General features: G+C 66.0%; 3 protein-coding genes. 2 read left to right on the forward strand and 1 reads right to left on the reverse strand.

The window, feature by feature from the left end; all coding sequences use genetic code 11:
- The first annotated feature begins 207 nt into the window (after positions 1–207).
- Positions 208–17,574 (forward strand): SDR family NAD(P)-dependent oxidoreductase, encoded by a 17,367-nt coding sequence (locus C2I19_RS18265; protein WP_233201265.1) that lies wholly within the window; start codon positions 208–210, stop codon positions 17,572–17,574.
- A 32-nt stretch (positions 17,575–17,606) separates the two neighbouring features.
- Positions 17,607–17,801 (forward strand): hypothetical protein, encoded by a 195-nt coding sequence (locus C2I19_RS18270; protein WP_146056867.1) that lies wholly within the window; start codon positions 17,607–17,609, stop codon positions 17,799–17,801.
- A gap of 65 nt (positions 17,802–17,866) precedes the next feature.
- Here C2I19_RS18270 and C2I19_RS18275 read toward each other — a convergent pair whose 3' ends face one another.
- A complete protein-coding gene (locus C2I19_RS18275; protein ID WP_103904064.1) occupies positions 17,867–19,276 on the reverse strand; it encodes a sodium:proton antiporter in 1,410 nt (469 codons plus the stop codon).
- Positions 19,277–19,356: the final 80 nt, after the last annotated feature.

Here is a 19,356-nt window from a genome sequence, read left to right on the forward strand (position 1 = left end):
CCGCGTCGTCTGGCGCTGCCGACCTACCCCTTCGCCCAGGAGCGGTATTGGGTCGCCCCGCGCCTGGCCGGCGGCGCCGCCAGCACGCGCACCGCGTCCCCTCCTCGGCAGGATTCGTCGCCAACCCACGCAGGCACCGCGCACGAGCTTTTGCTGGCGGCGCCGCGCTGGGCACGACGATCCGAGTCCGAAACCGCGCCCTCCTCCTTGGGCGAACACCATGTCCTGATCTGCGGCGGCGCCATCCCGGCAGCAGAACTGGCTCGCCATCTAAACGATGCGCAATGCCGTGCGCTGGAAGGCGGCTTCGTGGCGCAAGCCGAATCCTTATTGGCCATGCTGCGGCAGCTGATGAGCCTCCGCCCCCAGCATGCGGCGCTGGTGCAGATCGTCGTGCCGGCGCTGGGCGCGGAGCAGTTGAGCACGGCCCTGCAAGGTATGCTGCTGAGCGCGCGGGCGGAAAATCCGCGCCTGCTCGGCCAGATCATCTCCATCGAGGTCGACGAATCCCCCACGGAGTTGGCCCGCAAGCTGCGCCAGGACGCCGCACATCCGGAGCAACGGCGCATCCGCTATCTGGATGGCGAGCGCTGGGTGGCCGAATGGCACGCCCTGCAAGAAGAAACGGCGCATCGGCCATGGAAGGATAAAGGCGTCTATTTGATCACCGGCGGGCTGGGCGGGCTCGGCCGCTTGTTCGCGCGAGAAATTGCCGCGCGCGCGGCCAACGCCGTCCTGGTATTGACCGGACGCCGCCCGCTGGCAGAAAGCCAGCTGGATGGCATCCGCGAGCTAGAGGCTCTGGGCGCGCGGGTCGACTACCGTCAGCTGGATGTGGCCGATGCCGCCGCGATCCGCCGGCTCTTGCTGGAAATCCAAGAGGAATACGAATCTCTGGACGGGATTCTCCATGCCGCCGGCGTGGTGCGTCCCAATTTCGTGCTGCGCAAGAGCGCTGAGGAGCTGCACGAAGTCATGGCGGCCAAAGTGGCTGGGCTGGTCAATCTGGACGAGGCTAGCGGCGATATCGAACTAGACGTGTTTCTCTGCTTCTCGTCGATCTCCGCCGTGGTCGGCATCGAGGGCGAGGCCGACTATGCCTCCGCCAATGCCTTCATGGACGCCTATGCCGCCTATCGCAACAGCCTCGTCGCGCACGGCAAGCGCCACGGCAGAATGTTGTCGATGAACTGGCCGATGTGGCTGGACGGCGGCATGCGATTGGACGACATCACCGAACAAGCCATGGCTCGCGCCACCGGCATGATCCCGATGCGCAGCGAGGATGGCTTCGATGCGCTTTATCGCGCGCTGGCCAGCGGTCACGACCAAGTGGCGGTGATGGCCGGCGAGCCTGACCTCATGCGACGGGCCTTGAACGGCGAAAGCGCCCGCGCGCGGCCCGCCGCGCCGGCGCCGCAAGCCGACGCCGGTTCGCTGCGCGCCGACGTGCTCGCGCGCTTGTCCGCCCTGTTCGCTCAGGTGGCCAAATGCGATCCGGCCAGGCTGGATCCCGCCGAGCCATTCGAAACCTACGGCATAGACTCCATCATGATCACCCAGCTGAATGCCGCGCTGAGCGAGACATTCGGCGATATGCCAAAAACCCTGTTTTACGAATTCCACACCCTGTCGGCCCTGACCGATTACTTTGTCGCGGAGCATGCCGACTCCTGCCTGCGTTTGACGGGAACGGCCGAGCCGGCCCAAGCACCCGCTGCGAGCACGGCACCGGCTCGTCGTACAGATAACGCCCTCAGCCCGGCGCCGGCGCCACAAACCAGCGCGCGCGAGCCCATCGCCATCATCGGATTGAGCGCTCGCTACCCCGGCGCCGACGATGCAGAAGCGTTCTGGCGCCGTATCAGCGGCCAACAAAGCTGCATCAGCGAGATTCCCCCCGAACGCTGGCCGCTGGACGACTTTTTCCTGGCGGATCCCGAGGCCGGCGCCAAGGGGCGTAGCTACGGCAAATGGGGGGGCTTCATCAATGGGTTCGCCGACTTCGATCCCTTGTTCTTCGGCATCTCGCCGCGGGACGCGTTGAATATCGACCCGCAAGAGAGGCTGTTCCTGCAAGCGAGCTGGGAGGTGCTGGAGGACGCAGGCTATACCAGAGAATCGCTGGCCAGCCGGCATGGCGGCCGTGTCGGCGTCTTCGCCGGCATCACGAAGCCCGGTTATGAGCTTTATCTCGCGGACCTGGCGCAGCCATCCGCCGCCCGGCCGAGCACCTCCTTTGGCTCCCTGGCCAACCGCGTGTCCTATTTTCTCAATCTGCGCGGTCCCAGCATGCCGATAGACACCATGTGCTCGGCATCGGCCACGGCCATTCACGAAGCCTGCGAGCACCTGCTGCGCGACGAGTGCGAATTGGCGATCGCCGGCGGCGTCAATCTCTATCTGCATCCCTCGGGTTATCTGCAGTTGTCCAGCATGCGCATGCTGTCGAGCGATCAGCATTGCCGCAGCTTCGGCGCGGGCGGCGACGGCTATGTGCCGGGCGAGGGCGTCGGCGCCGTGCTGCTAAAGCCGCTGTCGCGCGCCATGGCCGACGGCGATCACATCTACGGCCTGATCCGCGGCAGCGCCATCAATCACGGCGGCAAGACGAATGGCTACACCGTGCCCAATCCGGCGGCGCAAAGCGAAGTCATCGCGTTGGCGCTGAAGCGGGCCGGCGTGCATCCGCGTGCCGTCAGCTATGTGGAAGCTCACGGCACCGGCACTGCGCTGGGCGACCCTATCGAGGTCGCCGGCTTGAACAAAGCCTTCAGCGCGGCGGCGCCGGCGCGCCGCTTCTGCGCGCTCGGCTCTGTCAAGTCGCATATCGGTCATAGCGAGAGCGCAGCGGGCATCGCCGGCCTGACCAAAGTGCTGCTGCAGATGCGCCATGGCCAACTGGCGCCGACCCTGAACGCCAGGACGCCCAATCCCAATATCGACTTCGACGCATCGCCCTTCCTCCTGCAACACGAGCTGGCCGAGTGGCCGCGCCCGCAAATCGAGATCGACGGCGAAATGCGGCAGTTCCCTCGCATCGCCGGCATCTCCTCCTTCGGCGCCGGCGGCGCCAACGCCCACATCGTGCTGGAGGAGTTCGTCGACGAGCGCCCCAGCCGCCAGTCAAACGGCGCGGTGCTGATCCCGCTGTCGGCCAGAAACCGCGACCGTTTGCAGGCGCGCATGGCACAACTGCTGCAAACCATCGCCGACGGCCGCATCCATGACGGCAATCTGGCCGATGCCGCCTATACCTTGCAAATCGGCCGCGAGGCGATGGAGCTTCGCCTGGCGTTCTCCTGCCGCACCGTAGAGGAAATGGCCCAGTGCCTGCGCTCGGCGCTGACCGACCCGGCTGCCGACAGCCGCCTTCACCTCGCCAACGCCAAACGCGCCAAGGAAACCTTGGCGGGATTGGACCACGCCGCCGCCGCGAGCTGGATCGCCGCGCGCGACGACGACGCCCTGCTCGCCGCATGGGCCAAAGGGCTGGACGTGGACTGGCACTTGCTTTACGGCGACACCCCGCCGCGCCGCATCAGCCTGCCGGCTTACCCCTTCGCTCGCGAAACGCTCTGGTTGCCGCAAATGGGAATCACGCCGGGCCAACGGCGGGAGTTGGCCGCCGCGCATCGGCAGGATGCCGACGGCCTCGGCACATTGCTCTTCGCTCCCCGCTGGCGCGATGTCGAGCCGGCGCAGGCCATCGCGGCGCAAACCGAAAAGCGCCTGCTGTGGCTGGCCCATCCAGCATACGATGCCGAGGCGCTGCAAGCCGCGCTGCCCGCCATCGACTGCCGCGCCCTGCCGGGCGATTTCGAAGCGCAAGCGGCTGCGCTGCTGACGGATCTGCAGCGCCTGTCCGCCTCGACGAGCGCGCCCGTTCTACTGCAGCTGATCGTACCCGGCGACGGCGGCGAACAATCATCGGCAGCCCTGCTGGGCTTGCTGCGCGGCAGCCAAATCGAAACGCCGGGCCAGCGTTGCCAGCTGATCATGCTCGACGCCGGCGAAACGATCGAGGCGCTGGCGCGCAAACTCGATCGCTGCGCGGCCAGCGCCGACGAACAGTTCCGTTTCCTTGGGAACCGGCTCCAGACCTTAGGCTGGCAACCGCTCGAGCCGCTCGAGGCGTCGCCGCCATGGCGCGCCGACGGCGTCTATCTCATTACCGGGGGACTGGGTGGGCTGGGCCTGCTGTTCGCCCGGCAAATCGCCGAGCACGCCAGCGGCGCCGCCATCGTGCTGGCTGGCAGACGCCAAGCCGACGAGGCGGACCAAACCGCCATGGCGGCGCTGCGCGCGCGCGGCGCCCGCGTCGCCTATCATGCGCTGGATCTGGCCGACGCGGATCAGGTCTCCAGCCTGATCCAGCGACTCACGCGGGAGTACGGCGGCCTGAACGGCGTGCTACACGCCGCTGGGCTGGGCCGCGACGCGCGCCTGGCAGATAAAACGGCCGCGCAGTTGCACGAGGTGCTCGCGCCCAAGGCGGCCGGCCTGCGCAATCTGGCGGCGGCCACCCGCGATCTGCCGCTGGACGTCTTCATCTGCTTCTCTTCCCTGGCCGCGGTGCGCGGCAACGCGGGCCAGGCCGACTACGCGACCGCCAACGCCTTTCTCGACGCTTTCGCCGAGCTAAGCTTCGCGCGGCAGGCGGATAAGCAGCGCGCGCGCATCTTGTCCATCGACTGGCCATTGTGGCGCGACGGCGGCATGCGCATCGACGCCGACATGGCGGAGATGATGACGCAGGCCACCGGCTTGACGCCGCTCTCTGCCGCCGAAGGCGTACGCGCGCTTTACCGCGCCTTGGCCAGCGGTCTGCCGCGCGTGCTGGTTCTCTCGGGCGAATTGGCCAGACTGCGCGCCGGCTTCCTTGATGTCGCGCCGCCCCGGCCCGCGTCCGGCGCGGCGGGCGGCGACGACTTGCGCGAAGCCATCTGCCGGCAACTGATCGCCCACGTATCGGCATTGCTGAGCTTGCGCGAAACGGATATCGACCCGGAGGATCCCTACCATCAATTCGGTTTCGATTCGGTATCGCTGACCACCTTCGGCAGCCAGCTCAATCAACGCTGGGGCACCCGCCTCGCGCCGACCATTTTCTTCGCGCATCCTACGCTCAACGCGTTAGCGCGGCATTTGTGCGATACGGAGGCGGAACGATTCGCCTCGCTGCTGACAGGCGGCGAGGCTCGCCCGGCGCAAACGCCGTCCCTCGCCGCCCCAGAAGACAAGCCTCGCGCTCCCGGCGCGCCGGCGGGTGCCGACGCCATCGCCATCATCGGCATGAGCGGCCGCTTCCCGCAGGCCCGCGACATCGACGCCTTCTGGCGAAACCTGCGCGACGGCGTGGACTGCATCGCGGAGATCCCGCCAGAGCGCTGGGATTGGCGCGAATATTACGGCGACCCCGGCCGTGAACAGGATAAAACCAATATCAAATGGGGCGGTTTCATCGAAGGCGTGGACGAGTTCGACCCCCTGTTCTTCGGCATCTCGCCGCGCGAGGCGAAGTTGATGGATCCGCAGCAGCGCCTGCTGATGCAGCATGTCTGGTGGGCGCTGGAAGATGCCGGACAGGCGCCGTCCAGCCTTGCCGGCAGCAAAACAGCCATTTTCGTCGGCACCTGCACCTCGGGTTACAGCGAACGCGTGACCCAGGCGACGATAGAAGGCTATACCTCGACTTCGCTAGTCCCCTCCATCGGTCCCAACCGGATGAGCTATCTGCTGGATCTGCACGGTCCGAGCGAGCCGGTCGAGACCGCTTGCTCCAGCTCCCTGGTGGCGATACACCGCGCCGCGCGCGGCATTCTCGGCGGCGAATCGGAGATGGCCATCGCCGGCGGCGTCAACACTTTGCTCAGTCCCAAGGGCACCATCAGCCTGAATAAGGCCGGCATGCTCTGCGAAGATGGCCGCTGCAAGACCTTCTCGGCCGACGCCAACGGCTATGTGCGCAGCGAAGGCGTGGGCATGCTGGTGCTCAAGCGCCTCAGCGCGGCCGAACGCGACGGCGACCGCATCTACGGCCTCATTCGGGGATCGGCGCAAAACCACGGCGGTCGCGCCACGTCCCTCACCGCGCCGAATCCCAAGGCCCAGGCCGAGTTGATACGCACGGCCTGGACCCACGCCGGCGTCGACCCACGCACGATCGGCTACATCGAGGCCCATGGCACTGGCACCGCCTTGGGCGACCCGGTGGAAATCGACGGGCTGAAACTGGCCTTCGGCGAGACCGTCGGCGAGGCCGGGCTGGCGCAGCAGGAGATCGGCCGCTGCGGCATCGGATCCGTCAAAAGCAATATCGGCCATCTTGAGCTGGCAGCAGGCGTCGCCGGCGTCATCAAGGTGCTGCTGCAGATGCGGCACCGCACGCTGGTCAAAAGCCTGCATTGCGAGACGTTGAACCCCTATATCGACCTGCGGGACAGCCCCTTCCATATCGTCAGGGAAAATGCCGAATGGACAGCGCCGCGAGACGCCGACGGCCGGGAACTGCCACGCCGGGCCGGTGTGTCTTCGTTTGGATTCGGCGGCGTCAACGCCCATGTCGTGCTGGAAGAGTATGTGGACCGCAGGCAGAGCGATGCGCCGACGGAGGCGGAATCGCCCGCCCTGATCGTCCTGTCCGCGCGCGATGAACGCAGGCTGCGGGAAAGTGCCGGCCAGTTGCTGCGAGCCATCCGCGCCGGCGCGGTGCGTCAGGACAACTTGGCCGATACGGCTTACACCCTGCAGGTGGGCCGCGATGCGATGCCTTGCCGCCTGGCGGTACTGGCGAGCTCAAGCACCGAGCTGGATCGCGCCCTGCGGGCCTTCGTCAATGGCGAGCAAGCAGCCGGCGCACCCGTCTTCGTCAGTTCGCCGGACGCCGCCTGCGCCGCGCCGCCAGACTGCGCCCACGCGGAAGCGCTGGCGCAGTGGCTGGCGGGCAAGACACCCGACTGGACCGCGCTGCACGTCGGCCGCCGCCCACTTCGGGTCAGCCTGCCGGGCTATCCGTTCGCCCGTGAATCGCACTGGATCGAGCCCAGCCTCGGCGCCCCCGCGTCTTCCCCCGCCGCACGCGCGGCGGGTTCGCCGCTGGTTCGGCCTGCGCCATCCGGCGCAGATGGCATCCGCCGCTTTCTGATCGGACTGGACGGCGCCGAGTCGTTCCTGCGCGACCATCGCGTCCAGGGACGGCGCGTGCTGCCCGGCGTGGCATACCTGGAGATGGCCAGGGCGGCTTATGTCTCTGACCAGAAGCTAGATGACGATTTCCGGCTGCGCATGAGCCATGTGGAATGGGCGCAGCCCTTGATCGTGGAAAGCCGATGCGAGGCCGAACTGGCCTTACGCGCCGCGGCAAACGGCGGCACGGCGTTTTCGATCAGCCGGGACGGCATTCTGCACTGCCAGGGCTCGCTGCAACCGCTTCCCGCCGCTCCGGCGCCGCTCAGGCGCTTGCCCGAGTGGAGAGACCGCTGCCAGGCTCGGCGGCTGGAGGCGGACGAGTGCTACCGGCGCTTCGCCGCGATGGGGCTGCAGTACGGACCCGCGCATCAGGGCATTGCCGCCCTGTCCGTCGGCGAGGGCTGCGCCATCGCCCATCTGCGTCTGCCTGAAGCGGTGGAGGCGGATGCCCGCGGCTACGTGCTGCACCCGAGCCTGCTGGATTCCGCCTTGCAAGCCGTCGCAGGACTCGCGCTCGACGAGGCGGGCGCGCTGGCGTTGCCCTTCTCTGTCGAGCGCGTGGATCTGTTCAGCCGCTGCCAGCGGGATATGTGGGCCGTGGTGGAGCCATCCGCCGGTCTTGCCAGCCATGGCCGCATACGCAAGTACGACATCGACTTGTGCCGCGCCGACGGCGAAGTCTGTGTACGGCTGCAAGGCTTCTCCAGCCGCACGGCAGGCCCCACCGCGCCCGGCTCGGGCCGCGCCGCCGCTAAGCCACATGCAGGCGCAGCGATCACACAACCTCAATCAGAACACCTGCGCGCATCGAGCAAATCCGCCGCGCCATTACACATCACGCGAAACACTGACATGCCAGAAATCCGGACCCAAGATCTGCCACTCTCCCACGGGGCTCCCTACCCCTCCATGCTGCGCGAAATGCAACGCAATCTGACGCCTAGCCGACTCGCGCCGCTGTATCAGCCTCCCCGCGATGAGGACGCGCTGCTGCGCTCCCTGCAGCACATGCTGCCGCGCTTACTCGCCGCGCAGTTGCAGACCATGGGCCTGCGCGCGCCTTTCAAACCGGCACAACAGCTAGTCGAAGAACTGCGAATTCTGCCGTTCTACACCCGCTGGCTGGAGGAGAGTCTGCGCTTGCTGGCCGGCAGCTTCGACGGCGGCGCGCTCCCCGCTTTCGATAGCCAGGCGGCATGGCGGGAATGGGACGAGCACAAACGCTCATGGCAGGCGTCGCCTACCTTCAGCGCACAGTCCACCCTGCTGGAAGCCATGTTGCGCGCACTGCCCGACATTCTGCGCGGCCAGGTTCCAGCCACCAGCGTCATGTTCCCCAACTCGTCGATGGCGCTGGTCGAGGGTATCTACAAGCACAACCCCGTGTCGGACTATTTCAACGCCGTACTGATTGAGATGGCGGTCACGTTCATCGATGCACGGCTGAAGCAAGACCCTGCCGCCCGCATCCGCATACTGGAGATCGGCGCCGGCACCGGCGGCACCAGCGCGCCTTTGCTCAAGCGCCTGCAGGCTTACCGCGACCGGATTGAAGAATACTGCTACACCGACCTTTCCAAAGCGTTTTTGCTGCATGCCGACAAACACTATGCGCCCGACAGTCCCTACTTGCGCGGCCGCATCTTCGATGTTTCGCGCCCGCTATCGGAGCAAGGCATCGAACCGCACAGCTATGATCTCGTCGTCGCCACCAATGTACTGCACGCCACCAGCGATATCCGCAACAGCGTGCGCCACGCTCGCGCCCTGCTGCGCGAAAACGGCTTGCTGTTGCTCAACGAGTTGAGCCGCAATGTGCCGTTTGCCCATCTGACCTTCGGGCTACTGGAAGGATGGTGGCTTTACGAGGACGCCGAGCTGCGCATTCCCGGCTGCCCCGGTCTATCCGCCTCCTCTTGGCACGCCGTGCTGAAGGCGGAGGGATTCCGCGGCATCATGTTCCCGACGGAGGACCACGCCGAGCTGGGCCAGCAGATTGTGGTGGCGGAAAACGGCGCCGCCGACGAGGTGGAGCGTACCTCGAACGTCCAGCCGCGCGTCGCCACGCCTCCGGCCGATCAGCACGCATCGAGCGATCTATACCCACGCGCCTTAGGCTATTTCCAGGAGCTGATCGCCTCGGCGGTCCAGCTACCGGTCGGCGACATCCACCCTGACGCCCCCTTCGAGCAGTACGGCATCGACTCCATCCTGGTCGTCCAGCTCAACAATGCCTTGCGGCAAACGTTCGACGACGTGAGCAGCACGCTGTTCTTCGAACACCGCACGCTGGCCGGGCTGACCCGGCACTTCGTCCAAACCCAGGCGGACGCGCTGGCCCAAGCGTTGGGGACGGTCGCGCCGCGGCAGGCGCCTGCCGCGGCGGACACCGACGTCGCCGTCTTTACGCCGCCTGCCGCGGACGAGCTGTATCCGCGCGCCCTGCGCTATTTTCAGGAGCTGATCGCCTCGGCGGTACAGCTTCCCGTCGACGACATCCATCCCGACGCGTCTTTCGAGCAGTACGGCATCGACTCCATCCTGGTCGTCCAGCTCAACAACGCCCTGAGGCAAACCTTCGATGACGTCAGCAGCACGCTGTTCTTCGAACACCGCACGCTGGCCGGGCTAGCCCGACACTTCGTCCAAACTCAGCCCGCCGAGCTGGCCAAAATATTAGGCATGCAGCAGACGCCGCCCGCGCCGTCCTTCGGCTCGCCGGCTTCTCGCACCGCCGAGCCGCCGAAAGCACTCGATCGCGACGCCGAGAGCGACAGCGACATCGCCGTGATCGGGCTGGCCGGCCGTTACGCGATGGCCGACGATATCGGCCAATTCTGGCGCAACCTGAGCCAGGGGCGGCACTGCATCAGCGAGGTGCCGGCGGAGCGCTGGAACCACCAGTTGTTCTACGACCCGGACAAAAACCGCCCAGGCAAGGCCTACAGCAAATGGGGCGGCTTTGTTTCCGGCGTGAGCCAATTCGATCCGTTGTTCTTCAGCATTTCGCCGCGCGAGGCCGAGCAAATCGACCCTCAAGAACGCCTGTTCCTGCAGGAAGCGTATGTCGGCATCCAGGATGCCGGGTACACGCCAGCCGGACTCGGCGCCGCCGGGAAAGTGGGCGTCTTTGTCGGCGTCATGAACGGTAACTACGCCAACGGCGCCAATTTCTGGTCCATCGCCAACCGCGTGTCCTTCACTTTCGACTTCCACGGTCCCAGCATGGCGGTGGACACCGCTTGCTCCAGCTCGCTGACTGCCTTGCATCTGGCGATGGAAAGCCTGCGCGGCGGCGCTTCCGATGTGGCGATCGCCGGCGGCGTCAACCTGATCATCGATCCGGTGCAATATCTGCGTTTGTCATCGATGAAAATGCTGTCTGCCGGCGACAAATGCCGGGCCTTCGGCGCGGATGCCGACGGCTTCGTCGACGGCGAGGGGGTCGGCGTCGTCGTGCTCAAGCCGCTCAACCGCGCCCTGGCCGATGGCGATCACATCTACGGTGTCATCAAGGCCTGCGCGCTCAACCACGGCGGACGCACTAGCGCGTATCCCGTGCCGAATCCGGATGCCCAGGCCGCGGTGATCGCCGAGGCGATGCGGCAGGCCGGCGTAGACCCTCGCACCATAGGCTATCTGGAGGCCCACGGCACCGGCACCTCCTTGGGCGACCCGATAGAAATCGCCGGTTTGAGCAAGGCATTCCGCAAGGCCACGCCAGACAGGCAGTTCTGCGCGCTCGGCTCGGTGAAATCCAATATCGGCCATTGCGAGAGCGCGGCCGGCATCGCCGGCTTGAGCAAAGTGCTGCTGCAATTGCGCCACGGGCAACTGGCGCCCAGCCTGCATGCCGAAGCCAGCAACCCCAACATCAATTTCGAGGCCACGCCCTTCGCGCTGCAACGGCGACTCGCTCCATGGCCGCGGCCCCGCATCGGCGGCGCGGAACATCCCCGCCGGGCGGGTCTGTCCTCATTCGGCGCCGGCGGCGCCAACGCCCACGTCATCATCGAGGAAGCCCCCGCCCTCGTGGATGAGCCGGCGCAGCCAACCCGGCCGGCACTGATCGTGCTATCCGCCCGCCATCCCGAGCGCCTGCGCGAAACCGCGGCGCGCCTGCTTGCCGCCACGCGCGAGCGCGGCTGGACCGACGCGCAACTGCCTAATCTGGCCTACACGCTGCAAACCGGCCGCGAAGCGATGGATGAACGGCTAGCCTTCCAGGCCGACTCCATGGCCGACCTCGCCGCCAAGCTGGAGGCCTTTCTCGCAGACCGCGCCGATGCGGCCGGCCTCTACCGCGGCAGCGCCCGGCGCGAGAGATACCAGGCGCAAGCCGCGACGCTGCCGGACATCGGCGCCGGTCGGCAAGAGGCTTGCGCGCCCTTGCTGGCCGACTGGGTACAGGGCTCGAGCGTGGACTGGTCGGCGTGGCATGGCGCCCGCCCGCCGCGCCGCATGAGCCTGCCCGGCTATCCATTCGCTCGGGAGCACTGCTGGGTCGCGCCAGAACGCCGTCTCCTAGCCGAACCCTCCGCGCCCGAGCCTGGCCGCGATGATCAGGCGCGCCCGTCGATGCCGCCAGCCGGTCTCCTGCGGCCGGTGTGGCGCGCGGATCAACCGGCGCTGGCGGAGCCGCCGGCCGGGCAGCGTCTGCTCGCGTTCGGCGCTTCTGACGATCAACTGCGCGAGCTGCGCCAACGCTATCCGGCCATCGTTCCGCTCTCGTTGGAGCCGCGCCTCGCATCGGACGATCTCGACCACGCCATCCAGACCGTAGGCGCTATCGATCACATCGTATGGATCGCCCCGACAGCCAAAGCCGAGAGCATAGACAGCGATGCGCATATCCAGGCTCAGAGCGAAGGCGTGCTGGCGTGCTTCAGGCTGGTCAAGGCGCTGCTGGCCGCCGGCTACGAAAGCCGCCCGCTGCAATGGACGGTTCTGACCGCTCAGGCGCTCGCCGCCCATCCCGACGAGGACATCGCTCCCGATCACGCCAGCGTGCATGGGCTGATCGGTTCGATGATCAAGGAGTTTCCGGCATGGAGCGCGCGGCTGGCCGACTTGCCCGCCCGAGCCGATGCGCCGCTGGCCGACGCTCTGCGTCTGCCTGCCGATAGGCAGGGGCAGAGCTGGCTGTTCCGGCAGGGACAATGGCACCGCCAGGAATGGTTGCCACTGCCCGGCGACACGGTCGGCGAAACGGCATATCGCCTGGGCGGCGTATATGTGGTGATAGGCGGCGCCGGCGGCATTGGCGAGGTCTGGAGCGAGCATATGGTGCGCCGCTATGGCGCGAAGCTGTTCTGGATAGGCCGCCGTCCGGAGGACGACGTCATCCGCGGCAAAATCGCGCGCCTGGCCGCACTGGGCCCCGCGCCGCGCTATCTAGTCGCCGACGCCACGGACCGCGCCTCTTTGCAAGCCGCATGCGACGCCATTCGCCGCGAACAGCCCCGCATCCATGGCGTCGTGCATTCCGCCATCGTGCTACAGGATCAGAGCCTGACCAGAATGACGGAGAGCCGGTTCGCCGCCAGTCTGGCAGCCAAGGTCGACGTCAGCGTGAGGATGGCCCAGGTCTTCGGTCCGGAGTCGCTCGATTTCGCGTTGTTTTTCTCTTCTCTGCAAAGCGTCGGCCGCGCGCCGGGGCAAAGCAATTACGCCGCAGGTTGCACCTTCAAGGATGCTTTCGCCCATCAGTTGGGCCGCGCTTGGCCCTGCCCGGTCAAGACCATGAACTGGGGCTGGTGGGGCAGCGTCGGCGTCGTCACTGCCTCCGACTACCACGCGCGCATGGCCAAGGCAGGACTGGCCTCTATCGAACCGGGCGAAGCCATGGCCGCGCTGGACGTGCTGATGGGCGGATCGCACGGACAGCTTGGCTTGCTGAAGACGACCGACATGGCCGCCGTCGAGCCCAGCGCCCCAATCCCAACCCTGGCCCCGGCCGCCGAGCCCGGCGCGCGGCCGCATGACCCGGCCGCACTGAAACAGCGAGGCATCGACGCCCTCAAACGACTGATCGGCACCCAATTGCATGTCCGGGAGCAAGATATCGACATCATGGAGTCGCTCTCCGCCTATGGCGTGGACTCCATTTCCATCACCCAGTTGAGCAGCGCCCTCGGCCAAAGCTTTCAGCAGATAAGCAATGCCTTGTTCGCCGACTATCCCACCATCGCCGAACTGGCCGACCATCTGCTCGCGACTCAGCCCGAGGCGTACGCCCGCTGGGCAGGCGTCGCCGATGTCCCGCAGCAGATCACTGTCGCGCCGGCGCCGCGAAGCAATGCGATGCCGGTCGAGCCCGCTTCTCACGCCGAGCCTGTCGACGCCGCCCTGCCCCCAGCCGCCGGCACGGACATCGCGATCATCGGTCTGGCCTGCCAGTTCCCCGGCGCAAACAATCTCGCCGAATACTGGGAGATGTTGCTGGAAGGCCGGCAAGCCGACCACAATGGCCCCGCCTCCCGCTGGCCGCAACGCGAGACCGCGGCGAAAGCGCGCTTCCTGGACGGCGTCAAGCAGTTCGACCCCGGCTTCTTCGGCCTTTCCGCTCTGCAGGCCCAAGCCATGGACCCCCAGGAAAGACTGTTCCTGCTCAACTGCTGGCACGCCTTGGAAGACGCCGGCTACGGCGACAACAAATGGCTGGACGAATATAACAAGGGCGAAGACGAGATAGGCGTCTTCGTCGGCGTAACTTCGCCAACCTACCATCTGGTAGGGTTCGAGCAAACGCTGGCGGGGAATCCGGTCCCTACCGGCATGTCCTTCGCGTCCATCGCCAACCGGGTGTCCCACGCCTTGCATCTGTGCGGCCCCAGCCTGGCGATAGACACCATGTGCTCGTCGTCCCTGGTGGCGCTGCACAGCGCTTGCGATAGCCTCCGCCAGGGAAATTGCGCCATGGCCATCGCTGGCGGGGTCAATCTCTATCTGCACCCCTCCCGGCTGGACACGATCGCACAAGCCCAGTTGGCCGCCGAAGACGGCATCGACCGTAGTTTCGCGGCCGGCGGCCGCGGCTTCCTGCCTGCGGAAGGCGTCGCCGCCGTAGTGCTCAAACCGCTGAGCCAGGCAATGCGGGATGGGGACGACATCTATGCAGTCATCAAGGGCGGCGCCATCGGGCATAGCGGCAACACCCTGAATTATTTCGTGCCCTCCGCCCGCAGCCAGCGCAAAGTCATCGAGCGCGCGCTGGCCCAGGCGGGACTGCAGGCGGACCAAGTCGCCTACGTGGAAATGCAGGCAAATGGCGACGAAGTGTCCGACGGCATCGAGTTCGAAGCGATCCGCGCAGGCTACCAAACCGAGCACAGACAAACTCGAGCACTGCGCGTGGGATCGGTCAAACCCAATATCGGCCACCCGGAAGCCGCAGCCGGCATGGCTCAATTGATCAAAACCATTTTGCAGCTCAAGCACCGGCAATGGGCACCGACCCTGGTGCACGGCGAGCCTCATCCCGCCCTGGGCTTCGAGGCCTCGCGTCTGCGGCCGCAGTTGTGCCGCGAAACCTTCGACGCCGCCTCGCCATACTGCGCCATTCATGCTTTTGGCGGGGGCGGCATGGCGGCGCACATCGTGCTGGCCCCGTCTCCTGCCCTGCCGGTCACGCCCAATGGCACGACAACCGTCCTCGGCCGCTTGCTCACACTGTCGGCGCACAACCGCGATGCGCTGAAGCGGGGCGCCGCCCGCCTGGCTGGCTACCTCGCGCACTTGGCTGAAGACGCCCCCCTCGACAACATCGCCTATACCCTGCAAACCGGTAGAAGCGCCTTCTCCCATCGCCTGGCCATCCTTGCGGATAGCCCCTCGTCTGCCCGCGCTCGGCTGGAAGCCTATTCAAGGGGAGAACATCGCGCCGGGGTCATCCTCTCCCCCGAAACCGGCGCCGGCAAACTGGACGCCGACGCTGACGCCGCCGCCGCGTTGGCGGCAGGCGGCCATCTGAGCGCGCTCGCTCAACTATGGGTCAGCGGCATGACGGTAGATTGGCGCGCCTGCTGGCGCGGGACGCCTTCATCCTCTCGCCGCGTGCATTTGCCGGGCTATGCATTCGAGTTGCGCGAATACTGGCCGGACACGCGGCCCGCCCCAAGCGCCCTCTCCCCTGCGCCCGCCGCGCCAGCGGCTCGGCTCGGCTCGGAGAGCGCCATGCCGGACTTGTCGACGGAGTTCGGAAGCCGCTATCAATCCGTCTCGGATCGGCTCTACCTGGCAACGTTATCGCAATTGCTCGCCTGGCTGCAAACCCAAGGCATTACGCTTTCCAGCCAAGCGTCCACCCAAGCCCATTTCTTGAGCGCCGCATCGGCGGGAACGCCGGCGGCGCGCCTGCTGGACCTGATGGAAAAGCAGGGCTTTGTGCAACGGGACCGGCAAGGCCGGCTCTCGCTCCCCGCCGGCGTTCAGCCGGAGGCATTGGAGGAGCAGCGCGACGCTCAGTTGTCCTTGCTTCTGCGCGCCATGCCGGAATATCAGCCATATTTCGCCCTTCTGCCGCTTGGCCTGGCGCGACTGGAACAGAACCCGGCCGATAGCGCGCCCGCGCCTATGGCATTGCTGGCCCAAGCCATCGTCGCGCCGTCGAAATTCGCGTTCATCAATCGGATTTGCGCGGAGTCGAGTCTGAAACAACGGCTCCTGGAGCGGCGTACCATCTCGGTGCTGGACATCGGCGCCGGCAGCTTCGACTTCCTGCATGCGATAGCCCACAGCGTGCCGGGCGATATCCGCATCCGCTACTGCCTGGTATCCGACTCTCCAGAGCTGGCGACAGCCTTGGTCCAACAGGGGCAAGAGCACTTCCCCCATGTCGACTTCACGCATTCGTCGTCGGAGACCTTGGCGCTCTCCCGCGAGTCGGGCGAGATCGACGTGACGATCGTGCGCGCCCACACGCCCTGCTGCGGTCGCTTGCTGTCGCTGCTGGCCCGCCTGGGAGACTGGTGCTCCCAAGACGGCGTGGTATTGCTGAGTCAGGCGCCGGAAAGCCAAGGGACCGGCTTGCTGCGTGCCTTGCTGGCCCAAGAAGAGGCGGTTCAACCGCCCTCATTCGAACAAATCGCCGAAACCATCGTCGATGCGGGCTGCCGACGCGAGGATGTGTTCCCCAACTGGCTAAGCATCTTCCTGCGCGATGGCAGCCTGCTGCCGCCCGACGACGGCGACAAAGCCGATGAGCAGCAGACGGCAATCTTGGAAGCGGTGCGGCACGCCATCGCGCAAGCGCTTCCGGCCGATGTCCGGCTTGATCCCGAGGCGAATCTGGCTCAATACGGTTTGAGCTCCTTCGGCCTCGCCCTGGCCTGCGCGCGCTTGCAGCAGCAGTTCGGCGAAGCGGCCCATGTTTCCGCCTTGGCGCGCGACCCGGATGCGTTAAGCATCGCTTGCATGGCGCAACGCATTCGCTCGCGCCTGGAAGACGGCCGCGACGCCCTGGCTATGCCAGGAGCTGCCATGGCGCCGATCGCCGGACAGATCGCGCAACGACTGGAAGCACTGACACGAGGCCAGGCCGCCTTGTCCGCCTCCGAGACGTTACGCCGCGGCGAGTTCGTCAGTTCCCGCGGCCAACGCATCGAATACTTCGAAATCGGCGAGGGCCAACCTCTGATATTCCTTACCGCGCTGGCGTTCACCAAATCGATTTGGGAAAACCAGATCCAGACCTTCAGCGCAAGCCACCGCTTGATCTTTCCGCATCTACCCGGGCACGCCGGCAGCGCCCCCTGCCTGGATTTCACTTTCGATGAGTTGGCGGACGATCTGGCCGAACTGATGAATGCGCTGGAGATCCGGCAAGCTCATCTCGCGGGATGGTGCATGGCGGGCAACATCGCCCAAACATTCGCGTTGCGCCATGCCTCGCGACTCTCGTCGCTGATCTTGGTTTGCACCACGCCGACCGACGCCAGAATGCGCGGGGTGACGCGGTTTGATGTCGAAAGCTATTCGGCATCGCCGCTAGGCGCTTATGAAATGGAGTTCCAGAACATCTATCGCGAGGCTTTCCTATCGCCCGAGGTAAGCCGCCACTTGGCCATCATCCGGCAGAGCCATGTGGAATTGCCCCCACATGCGGTTTTGTCCTACATCGGCAATTTGTTCCGCTTCGACACGCGCGCGCAACTGCGCAAAATCAAACTGCCGACACTCATCGTCGCCGGCCACTGGGATATCGCCTTTCCGATCGATCAGGTTGCCCTGCTCAAGGATGGCATCCCCCACGCCGATTTTGTCGAAATGCAGGATGGCGGCCATTTACCCTTCCTTAACAACAGTGAGCAATTCAATGCCATCGTGGCTGACTTCTTGACTCGCAGCATCTCGTTGAAGCATCGCAGGGCCGTTCATCGCTAGATCTCGCTGCCGACGGTATGGACGCGCCCCTCATGGGCGCATCCACCCGCCAAGTGGCCGGCGAGGGCAATGAGCACGCCCGGTCCTCCCTTTTCAACACCGGCATCGCCATCGTGATGCTGGCCCTGGGCCTGATGATCCTGGTTTCGGCCTGCCGCCGCGGGGTGGCGCGGCTAAGCCGCCCCGATCCGCAAGCCCGCCTGAAGCCGGCGGCATCGGAAGCCTGATTCCCCGCCCCGCAGCAAAAAGCCCGTCGCGTCGCGACGGGCTTTTGTTTTTTCTACCGCCTAGGTCAGAAGAAGATCAGCGTCAGCAACGCGAAGCAAGGCAGCAGCACCGCGCCGGACCACAGCATATAGCCGAAGAATCCCGGCATCTTGACGTGGCGGTGCTCGGCGATGGCCTTGACCATGAAGTTGGGCGCATTACCGATATAAGTCATCGCGCCCATGAACACGGCGCCCATGGAAATGGCCAGCAGCGTGTCGGCCATCGGCCCCATCATGGTTGCCGCGTCGCCCGATGCCAGGTTGAAGAACACCAGGTAAGTCGGGGCATTGTCCAGGAAACTGGACAACACACCGGTCATCCAGAAATACATGATTTCCAGCGGCTCGCTCTCCGGGCCGGACACCGCGCGCACCAAGGCGGCCAACTGGCCATGTTCGCCTGCGCGCAGGATGGCGATCACCGGCGCGATGGTGATGAAGATGCCGGCAAACAACTTGCCCACCTCCAGAATGGGCAGCCAGTTGAACTCATTGCCGGCGCGCACTGGCTTGGGCGTGATCCACAGCGAGGCGAAGGCCAGCAGGATCAGGATCAGGTCGCGCAGCAGATTTTGCAGCTCGATATGCGCGCCGGGCAAATGAAACTCGATGCCCGGCTTCCACAGACCCGACATCAGCACCGCGCCCACCACGCCGGCCAACAGCCAGAAATTGCGCTTGCCATACAGCTTGAGCGGCTTGTCGTGGCTGCGGTCCACCGGCTTCAATGTGCCCTCCCTCGCCTCCTTCGCGTACAGGTGGCGGTCCAGGAAATAGAAGATGGCGAGCAGCATGGCGGATAGCGCCGCCACCGGCGCCAACATGTGCTGGAAGGTCCAGCCGAAGGTCACGCCCTTCAGAAAGCCGAGGAATAGCGGCGGATCGCCCAGCGGGGTCAGACCGCCGCCGACGTTGGCCACCAGGAAGATGAAGAACACCACCACGTGCACATTGCGCTTGCGGCCCTCGTTGGCTTTCAGCAGGGGACGGATCAGCAGCATGGCCGCGCCGGTGGTGCCCATGACGGACGCCAGCGCGGCGCCTATCGCCAGGATGGCGGTGTTCAGTTTGGGCGAGCCGTGCAGCGAGCCCCATACCAGGATGCCGCCGGACACGGTGTACAGCGCGAACAGCAGCGCGATGAACGGTATGTACTCAGTGAACAAGGCATGCAGAATCAGCGCCCCGGCATGCCCCAGTCCAAAGGTCGCGGCGAACGGCAGCAGGAACAGCGCGGTCCAGCCGGCGGTGATCTTGCCGAAATGATGGTGCCAGACGCCCGGCGCCAGAATGGGAAACAGCGCGATGGACAGCAGGATGGCGGCGAATGGCGCCGCCCAGCCCAGGCTCAGCGCGGCGCCGTCCAGATCCGCCGCCTGGGCTGCCGCAGGCAACAGCATGGCGCCCGCCAGAATCAGCAGTTTGTTTTTCATCAATCCTTCCCGCGGGCAATGCCCGTAGATAAAAACGCAGCGCGAGGCTGCCAGAACGTTCCCGGTTGTGTGCTTAGGCA

The organism is Chromobacterium alticapitis (assembly GCF_002924365.1).
GTDB lineage: Bacteria > Pseudomonadota > Gammaproteobacteria > Burkholderiales > Chromobacteriaceae > Chromobacterium > Chromobacterium alticapitis.